Source organism: uncultured Oxalicibacterium sp. (genome assembly GCF_913776015.1).
In the GTDB taxonomy this organism is placed as follows: domain Bacteria; phylum Pseudomonadota; class Gammaproteobacteria; order Burkholderiales; family Burkholderiaceae_D; genus Oxalicibacterium.
Genome location: NZ_CAJYMD010000026.1, coordinates 1 through 8,065, shown reverse-complemented (window position 1 = coordinate 8,065; position 8,065 = coordinate 1). Strand labels below are relative to the sequence as shown.

8 protein-coding genes and 1 riboswitch are annotated in these 8,065 nt (G+C 56.1%); all 8 genes read right to left on the bottom strand.

Annotation, left to right across the window (positions count from 1 at the left end; genetic code table 11):
• The coding region (locus QZ725_RS03750) for an aminotransferase class I/II-fold pyridoxal phosphate-dependent enzyme (RefSeq protein WP_293776352.1) at window positions 1-533 on the bottom strand (533 nt) is incomplete at its 3' end.
• Entirely contained in the window at window positions 526-1,467 is a 942-nt protein-coding gene (gene cbiB / locus QZ725_RS03745) for an adenosylcobinamide-phosphate synthase CbiB (protein WP_293776350.1), read from the bottom strand. The genes cbiB and QZ725_RS03750, both read right to left, overlap by 8 nt.
• Before the next feature lie 10 nt (window positions 1,468-1,477).
• Complete coding sequence (gene cobU, locus QZ725_RS03740) at window positions 1,478-2,023, bottom strand: bifunctional adenosylcobinamide kinase/adenosylcobinamide-phosphate guanylyltransferase (RefSeq protein ID WP_293776349.1); 546 nt, start codon at window positions 2,021-2,023, stop codon at window positions 1,478-1,480.
• The gene (locus QZ725_RS03735) at window positions 2,023-3,318 is read right to left on the bottom strand and encodes a cobyrinate a,c-diamide synthase (protein WP_293776348.1); all 1,296 of its coding nucleotides are present in this window, start codon (window positions 3,316-3,318) and stop codon (window positions 2,023-2,025) included. The genes cobU and QZ725_RS03735 overlap by 1 nt, the downstream gene beginning before the upstream one ends.
• Window positions 3,319-3,371: 53 nt before the next feature.
• Entirely contained in the window at window positions 3,372-3,998 is a 627-nt protein-coding gene (cobO, locus tag QZ725_RS03730) for a cob(I)yrinic acid a,c-diamide adenosyltransferase (RefSeq protein WP_293776347.1), read from the bottom strand.
• Window positions 3,995-4,768, bottom strand: a complete 774-nt coding sequence (locus tag QZ725_RS03725; protein ID WP_293776346.1) for an ABC transporter ATP-binding protein — start codon at window positions 4,766-4,768, stop codon at window positions 3,995-3,997. Before QZ725_RS03725 ends, cobO begins: the two co-directional genes overlap by 4 nt.
• Window positions 4,765-5,736, bottom strand: coding sequence for an iron ABC transporter permease (locus tag QZ725_RS03720; RefSeq protein ID WP_293776345.1), 972 nt, complete (start codon window positions 5,734-5,736; stop codon window positions 4,765-4,767). The genes QZ725_RS03725 and QZ725_RS03720 overlap by 4 nt, the downstream gene beginning before the upstream one ends.
• 183 nt (window positions 5,737-5,919) lie before the next feature.
• A complete protein-coding gene (locus tag QZ725_RS03715; protein ID WP_293776343.1) occupies window positions 5,920-7,794 on the bottom strand; it encodes a TonB-dependent receptor in 1,875 nt (624 codons plus the stop codon).
• Between the two features lie 139 nt (window positions 7,795-7,933).
• Window positions 7,934-8,065: riboswitch (cobalamin riboswitch) on the bottom strand. This riboswitch is flagged as partial in the annotation.

Genomic DNA, 8,065 nt, shown 5'->3' with positions numbered 1-8,065 from the left:
TGCGATGCCACGCTCAAACCATCTGCCACGTCGCCAAACGCTTCATCCACGATCAACCAGCCGCCACGCGCCGCGAGTCTGTCTGCCCATTGCATGAGCGTGGATGCGGCAACGACTTGCCCGGTCGGATTATTGGGATTGACGACGACGACCACATCACAGTGATCGACTGCCCGATCCAATTGCGCGAATGGCACATCCACAATCTCATGCCCGGCGCGTTGCCAATGATGCCGATGCTCGGCATAGGCCGGCAGCGCCAACGCAACGCGTGCAGGATTGCGCAACAGCGGCAGCGCCTGAATCGCTGCCTGCGAGCCGGCGACAGGCAGCATGCTGCGCGCGTCGTAATAGCGGCACGCCGCTGCAATCAGCGCCGTGCAAGGTTCCGGCAAACGATGCCAGGCATCTTCCGGCAGGGACGGCACCGGATACGGATACGGACTGATGCCGGTGGAAAGATCGATCCAGTCTTCACGTGCACGCCCGTAGCGCTGCACGGCTTGCGCCAGATTTCCACCGTGATCAAGCACTGACGACTCCCAGCACCACCAACACCATCAACCACAAGCCGGTCGTCTTGAAAACCAGTTGCCACGCGCGCTGTATATCCAGACCGCCGGCCAATGGCCCGCAGCCCAATACCGGCCGCTCTTCGACTGCGTTGTCATAGACGGCTGCGCCGCCCAGCGATACCTGCAAGGCACCGGCACCGGCCGCCATCACCGGCCCCGCATTCGGGCTGGACCATTGCGGCGCCTGCTCACGCCAGCAGCGCCACGCCTGTCGCGTATTGCCAAGCGCAGCATAAGAAATAGCAGTCAAGCGGGCCGGAATGAGGTTCAACCCATCGTCGATACGCGCCGCTGCCCAGCCGAAATGCAGATAACGCGCCGAGCGGTATCCCCACATCGCATCCAGCGTATTGGCAAGACGAAACAGGATGGCACCTGGCCCGCCCGCAATCACAAACCAGAACAATGTGGCGAACACGGCATCGTTACCGTTTTCCAGCAAAGATTCCACGCCAGCCTTGGCAAGCTCCTGCTCGGACGACTGCGAGGTATCGCGGCTGACGATTCTGCCCGTCAGCAGGCGCGCATGCGCCAGATCGCCACTTTGCAAGGCCAGTGAAATCGGCAAGATGTGATCGCGCAGACTGCGTAAGCCAAGACTAACGTACAGCATCAGCGCATGCGCCAGCAAGGCCAGCCACAGATTGATCGTCGCCAGCCACCATGTCAGCACGACGCTCAATAGCGTAATCGGGCCAACGGCAAGCAGCCAGGCGCCTACGCCTTTTAAACAGCGCACATCCGCATGATTCAAACGTCGTTCAAGCCAGCTTGCCAGCCGCCCGAAGCCCACCAGCGGATGCCAGCGCCGCGCTTCGCCCAGCAGCAAATCGAGCATGATGCCGACACATGCGAGCACAGCAATCGTCATCATGTTCAAGCCTGCCAGCATCGTCGCCCGTTCAACCTTTGAGTGACAACGGTAAGCCGGCTACGACGAGCACGGCGCGGTCGCAGGTTGCGGCGATCGCCTGATTGAGACGCCCGGCTTCATCCACGAACCAGCGTGTGATGGCGCCGGTTGGCACCACGCCCTGCCCGATTTCATTGGCGACCATGATGACGTCGGCAGTAGTATCGCGCAGCGTATCGAGCAGCGCCTGACGTTCGGCATGAAAAATAGCTGGTGGATCGATATGGCCGACTTCCGGAAAAGCCATCGCTTCGGAAAACAGTAAATTAGACAGCCATACCGTCAGGCAATCGACCAGAAACACGACATCATCACTGGCATGCTGCGTGATCAATGCACCCAGTGCCGTCGGCTGTTCCAGCGTGACCCAGCGCGAATCGCGGCGCGCGCGATGATGGGCAATACGCTCCTGCATTTCTTGATCGCCGGCTTCCGCCGTGGCGATGTAGATCACGCGCTTGCCGGTTGCCAGCGCCAGGGCCTCCGCATGTTGGCTCTTACCGGAACGCGCACCACCGATGACCAATGTGCGCATTAACTTTTCTCCTGCTGCGAATCCTGTCTGAAAAACAGGCGGGCCGTCGCTGCCGGACACGATGCAAAGTACGCATGAAAATACGTTGCCGTCAGCGAACCGTGGCGGTAGAGCGATTCGCCTGTCTTGCCCTTCGTGCGCGTCACGGTTTGCGCAATCGATGGCAGCGTGGTCTGCAAGGTCGAGTAATGGAAAGCGTGCCCGCGCAACTCGCCCTCGTCCGTCGTCAACCATTGCATGCCGAGCCCGGCCAGTTTGGGATGCATGGTGATCCGGCCTGGCAGCAGTCCCGCCATTGGCCAGGTTTTACCTTGTGCATCGGTGATCGATTCGGTCATGGCCATCATGCCGCCGCATTCCGCCAGGATCGGCACCTGCTGGGCATGCGCTGTACGCATGGAAGCCTGCCAGCGTTTCGCCTCAGCCAGCGTGGCGCAATGCAATTCCGGATAACCGCCGGGAATGTACACGCCATCCGTACCCTCAGGTAATGGCTCGTCATTCAGCGGGGAAAAGAACACGACTTCGGCACCCAGCGCACGCAGACAAGCCAGATTCGCGTGATAGACGAAGGCAAACGCGGCATCGCGTGCAACCGCAATGCGACGTCCGGCCAACTTTTGCGGCAAAGGCTCGGCAGCGGGGATGCGGTCTATGTGTACAGACGGCATGGCTTGCCATGCATGCATATCGAGTTCGATGCGATCAGCCAGTCGATCGAGTATCTCGTCCAGCTTTGCAACTTCGTCGGGCTGTACCAATCCCAGATGCCGCTCCGGCAGCGATTCGGCCAGCTTGGGCAAATGCGCAAGTAACGGTACATCGCGCAGTGCCGGTTCGATCTGCGCGCGATGGCTGGTGCTGGCAATACGATTAAGAATGACGCCTGCCAGCTGTACCGGCCCATAATGCTGCAAACCATGCACGACAGCGCCGACCGTCGCCGCCATCTTGCCTGCATCGATCACCGTTACGACCGGCACACCAAATGCCTGCGCCAGATCGGCCGAAGAAGGATCGCCGTCATACAAACCCATCACGCCTTCGATCAATACCACATCGGCTTCTTGTGCCGCTTCTGCCAACAAGCGTTTGCAGGCATCCAGCCCCACCATCCACAGATCGAGCGCATAGACTTCGCTACCGCATGCGCGCTGGAGGATCATCGGGTCCAGATAATCGGGCCCCGTCTTGAATACGCGTACACGCAAGCCTTCGCGCATCAGGCGACGAGCCAGCGCGGCAGTCACCGTGGTCTTGCCCTGCCCCGAGGCCATGCCCGCGACAAGCACCATGCGCGCACCTTGTTGAGAACCTCGATGCGCGCACTGTTGCATTACACTGTCGCTCACCATTCCACTCCTGGTTGCGCGGCAATACCGGCGGCGAATGCGTGCTTGACGACCTGCATCTCGGTCACAGTATCGGCAGCTTCAATCAATTCCGGCGGCGCACCACGCCCCGTCACGATCACATGCTGCATGGGTGGACGAGCACGAATATCGGCAACGACTTCCATCACATCCAGATACTTATACTTCAGCGCGATGTTCAATTCGTCGAGCACAACCATGCCCACGCTGTCATCGGTCAACAGGACTTTGGCCCGTGCCCATGCCTGCTGCGCCTTCTCGACATCACGCTCGCGATTCTGGGTTTCCCACGTATAGCCTTCCCCCATCACATGGATGCTGACCTTCTCCGGAAAGCGTCGGAAGAAACGTTCTTCACCAGTCGGAATGGCACCCTTGATGAACTGCACGATGCCAACCTTCATGCCATGGCCCAATGCACGCGCCACCATCCCAAACGCGCTGGAACTCTTGCCCTTGCCATTGCCACACGTGACGACCACCACACCGGCATTGCGCGTGGCAGCAGCAATCTTTTGATCGACCACTTCTTTCTTGCGCGCCATGCGCGCGTTGTGACGCTCGGCAATGCCGGCATCTTGCACATCGTTCTTGTCACTCATGCAGAATTTTCCTCTACAGCCAGATAAATAGTGCGTTCACCATGACGCAATACTTCAATCGGATGCCCCAGGCATTCGCCCAATAGCGATGCCTGCATCACTTCCGCAACCGGGCCGGCATGCCAGCGACCATCGCCCATCAACAGCAAGGCATGCGTCGCCACGCGATGCGCCAGATTGAGGTCGTGGCTCACCATTACCACCGCCTTGTCTTGTTCCTTGCACAGCTTTGCCAGCAGAGTCATGACGCTGACCTGATGCGCAAGATCGAGCGCACTGGTCGGCTCGTCCAGCAAAAGCAGCGGCGCATCCTGTGCTAGCGTTGCGGCAATCGCCACCCGCTGTCGCTCGCCACCGGACAAGCTGCGAATATCGCGCTCGGCGAAATCCGTCGCGTCCATCAACTGCAAGGCCGCAAGCGCAGCCACATGGTCTTCGTCGGATTCCCAATAAGCGGCATCGTGATACGGATGTCGTGCCGCCAGCACCGTTTCAATCACCCGATACCCGAATGCATCGCTACGCCCTTGCGGCAGAAAGGCGCGCTCGCGCGCCAATGCTTCCAGCGGCCAGTCGGCAATCGGCTTGTCATGCATCTGCACCACGCCGCCATCCACATCTCTTAATCCGACCAGCGTGCGCAACAACGTGCTCTTGCCCGCACCATTGCGGCCGATCACGCACCAGCACTCGCCCGGTTGTATCTGCCAGTCCAGCTTGTCAACCAGCAGACGCTCGCCCATCTTCAAGGTCAGCGCTCTTGTCTTCACGCGCGTCTCCGTATCTGATGCAACTGCAACAGAAAAACCGGCACACCGATCATCGCCGTAATCACACCAACCGGAAGCTGCTGCGGCGCGATGACGGTACGCGCCACCGTATCAGCCAAGACCAGAAACGAACCACCCACCAGCGCAGCCGCAGGCAACAGCACACGATGATCCGGCCCGAAAAAGAAGCGGCAGGCATGCGGCACGATCAACCCCATGAAACCAATGCTGCCGGCATTGCTCACCGCACTCGCCGTCAATAATGCCGAACATACGAACAAGCCCATGCGCAACCGACCGACATTGATCCCCAGGGCGGCAGCGGCTTCGGCATGCAAGGCAATTACATTGATTGCACGTGCCGCTCTGGTCGTAAAGATCAACGCACCAATCAGCATCAACCAAGGTAACCAGCGAAACTGCGTGCCCGATAAATCGCCGATCATCCAGAACACCATGCCGCGCAAACGACTCTCGGGCGCAATCGACAGTATCAGCGTCACGACCGCACCGCATCCCGCAGCCAGAATCACGCCCGTCAGCAGCAACAATGGCGCACTGCCCTCGGCATGTGCCGCCCCGCGCAAATCGTGTCGCGCCAGCGCATACAACAAGAGGGAAATCGCCATGGCCCCACCAAAGGCCGCCAAATCGACCAGCCATGCCACAGAACACAGGAACATAACCGTCAATGCGCCCACTGCCGCCCCGCCAGAAACACCCAGGACATAAGGGTCGGCCAATGGATTGCGCAACAAGGCCTGCATCATCACGCCAGCAAGCGCCAGCGTCGCACCAGTAGAAAAAGCCGATAAGGCGCGACTGAAGCGAAGCTCGACCAGCGTCGCCGCCATGGTCGAGGAAGTGCCTTGCCATAGTTCATGCAAGGCGCCGAAAATTTGCGAGAGAGAAAGCGCGACCGAGCCTGTGACACAGGCAACCAAAATGCTGCCAAAGGCAATCAGCATCAGCACCACCAATATCATTGACGCGCGACGTCCACCTTTTGCAAAAGAGGGACTCGTGCGATCAACTGAGCTGAATGGATGACGCAAAATGACGGCTTCTTTCAAATGGAACGATGCGCAGACGTAACGAAAATCGTCAGGCCTGCGCATTAGGGAACAACGCTATTGTAGTTTTATGAAGGGTTATTTAAAACCGTAGCGGATACCTGCAAAGACATTTGAACCTGGCGTTTGATACGTTTGTGCCAGCTCGTACTTTTTGTCTAGCACGTTATTCCAGCGGGCGAAAAGCTGCCAATCACCACTTAAATCATAAGTGGCATGTAAATTCAGCAATGCATATCCACCCAGACGAATCGTGTTCGTTATATTTTCATAGCGAGCGCCAGAATAAATAACGTCAAAACCATATTTGAATCGCTCCATCATATGGGTTACCCCAATCGTTCCATACTGACGGGCTCGACGAGCAAGATACGTATTTCTGTTTAAGTCCTTCGGATTTTGCCAATCAAAATTTCCAAAAACACGAAAATCTCCAAATTTTCTGGCAGCACTCAGCGAAAGCCCCTCTAGCAACGCGTTGTCCACGCTGGTAATACAAGTCGTTAAAGCCGGATTCGAACAAGGAGACTGAGCAACGTTCGTAATCAGATTCTTCAGTCTGTTATGGTAATAAACGGCACTAAAATCAGTACGACCATCATCGTAATACACGCCCAGCTCTCGATTCTTTCCCTCTTCCGGCTTGATCTGCGGGTTACCAAAATTCGAAAAATACAATTCATTATAGGTAGGGGCACGGAAACTCGTCCCCAAGCTACCATTGATGCGCCAAGCGTTGGTTAATTTATAGCCATAGCCTACGCTTCCAGTGGTGTTTCCACCGTAGACTGAACTATCGTCATAACGCAAACTTGCACTAGCCAAATGGGAACCGCGATTGAGCTGATAGGCAACTGCAATCGAATTATTGCTGCGATCCCTATTTTGAGCCGGCTGACTGGATGTCGCCACCGTCTCTTCACGTCGCTCAGTCAATATCTGCAAAAGATCGGTACCGATCTTGATATCGTTTTGCCAAAGAAACTGATCTTGCGAAGAATTGGTTACGCCCGCTACAGCAGAACGATAATCGCGCTGTTTGTTATAGGAGCGCGCCACTTGAAACAAACTTGTCCAGTTGGAAGTGAATTGATTTCTTGAGTACGCGGAGTAAATATCAATGTCGTTAACGATATAGGGTTTGAAAACCGGGATACCTGTTGAAGGATCATACTGACCATCGTTACGGCTATTCAATATGCGGATCCCCAGCTCATGTCCACGCGTCAATTGCCACGAGATTTGTCCGCTCGTACTCGTCTTTGTATAGCCATCCTTGTCCGGATCATAAGAACTGCCTATACGAGAAGAGAACCCGTCCGACTCTTCCTGGGAAGTATTGAAAGAATAACGAATCGGATGATCTCCTTCCGTGCTCCCTAAAATACCTGCTGAATAAACACGCTCACCATAGGTTCCAGCACCAGCAGAAAAAGTCAGACGTGGAGAACCACTTCCCTTTTTAGTGAAAATTTGAATCACCCCGCCAACCGCATCCGCACCATAGAGACTGCTCATCGGTCCCATCACAATCTCGATACGCTCTACTTGCGAAAGCGGAATCGTTGACCATGTGGCAGAACCTGACGTCGAAGACATGGTGCGCACACCATCGATCAGGACAACCACCTGCTTCTCATTGCTACCGCGAATAAAAACATTTGCACTATTGCCAGCATTGCCATTACGCGTAACTTCAACGCTACGCTGCGTCTGCAGCAAATCGATGATCGATGTCTGCCCTGATTGAAGAATCTGTTCTTCAGTAATGACAACGTGATCAGCAAGAACGTCACCAGCTTTTTGTGTCGAGCGGGTAGCAGTAACAACAACCTGCTCCAGCGCATGACTATCCGCAGCAAATGAAGAAGAAGAAAACGCAGAAGAAATAGCAAGAACAAGGGCGAGCGGCACAAAGGCCTCGCAAGCACGGCGAGATGTGGAAGCAGACATGATTATTTTAAGAATACGAAGATCCGGCCCACCTCCCCGCAGGCCAGATTGAAAAGAAATGCGCTATCGGAATCGAATAGAAATCATGCGATAAGTATCAAAACTGTTCGCATGAATACGTCACGACACTTCCCGTTCGCGCATTTCCACCTGCTCTGGCCGGTATCCGGGCTGAACAAGCAAACGCACCTGACCTTCCCATGCATGAAACGCACAGTGGTATGAAGAAGTGAGTTGTCGTCGATTCGACGACGCTTGTCGACCGTTGCGG